We start from the raw sequence: 1,136 nt of genomic DNA on the forward strand, positions 1-1,136 counted from the left end.
GGCATATGCTCCTGCCCGGTGATCACGGATCGCGTTCCCGCCACGACGCGCAGGAGCCAGAGGCTCGAACGGGCCCAGCCCTTGACGATCCGCCAGCAGGCAGCCTCCGGCAGGACGAAGAAGACCGGCAGGTAGAGAAGGAGCTGGCCGACGAGGTTCGCGTAGAAGAGGACCTGGAAGGCGATCGATCGGAACAGGGTCATGCGGTCGAAGAACTATCCGCCTCGAAGGGTATTGGAAACGGTTCTTAAGGCTGGCGGGGCGAGAGGGAAAGCGGGATCGAGCCGCGCCCTCAGCCGAGCTTCGCCACCCGGTGGAACTGCGCGCGCGTCAGGTCGAGACCGAAGCTCTGGCGCAGCCTCACCGCCAGCACCTTGGCGTATTCGGTGGCCAGGAGCCGCAGGCCGAGGCGGCTCGGCCAGCCGTCGCTGCGCCACAGCTTGTCGGGGGAAACGGGATAGGGAACGACCTCCGGCGCGTCCTCGACATCGGCGAGTTCCAGGAGCGAGCGCGGCACGTGGTAGTCGCTGGTCACGAGAAACAGGCGCGTGAAGCCGTGCTCGTGCGCCCAGCGCGCCGTCATCTCGGCGTTGCCGATCGTGTTGAGCGCCTTGTAGTCGAGGTCGACGCAGCAGTCGAAGAGCCTGCGGTCCTCCCCGGTCGTGCGCGCCAGCGCCGCCGCGCTCGTGTCGCGGTTGACGCCCGAAACGAGAAGCCGGCGCCCGTGGCCCTCGCGCAGGAGCCGGAGCCCTTGCGCGAGGCGCTGCTCGCCGCCGGTCAGCACCACGATCCCGTCGGCCTGGCCCGCGACCGGCGGCGTCGACAGGAGCGCGACGTCGCGCGCGAAGCGAACGAAGCCGCCCGCCAGATACGCTCCTCCTGCCAGCGCCGCGAAGGCGACAAGGAAGGCGACCGCCCGCAGGCCCCGGCGCGAGCGCAAGGGGGTGTCGGCCGTGCGGCCGGCCCCGCGCATCTCCCGATCCGGTTCGCTGCGTTCCCTCATGAGCGGTCAATGCCCGAAGCACGCCGCCGGTTCATCGTTCCACCGGCGACAGCATGTCGATGGCGGCGAGCTGCCGCGTCACGGTCCAGCGCGAGGTAACGGCGGTGAGGCCGCCGACCAGAAGGACCAGGAG

Annotated in this window: 1 protein-coding gene and 1 pseudogene; both read right to left on the reverse strand. The window is 70.0% G+C overall.

The features are described 5' to 3' along the window. Window positions 1-203, reverse strand: a pseudogene (locus tag AUL35_RS16330) (1-acyl-sn-glycerol-3-phosphate acyltransferase); the annotation flags it as partial. 89 nt (window positions 204-292) lie between these two features. Continuing rightward, entirely contained in the window at window positions 293-973 is a 681-nt protein-coding gene (locus tag AUL35_RS16335; protein ID WP_082666384.1) for a YdcF family protein, read from the reverse strand. Between the last annotated feature and the right edge of the window lie 163 nt (window positions 974-1,136).

This window comes from Aureimonas sp. AU4 (assembly GCF_001463765.1).
Classification (GTDB): domain Bacteria; phylum Pseudomonadota; class Alphaproteobacteria; order Rhizobiales; family Rhizobiaceae; genus Aureimonas.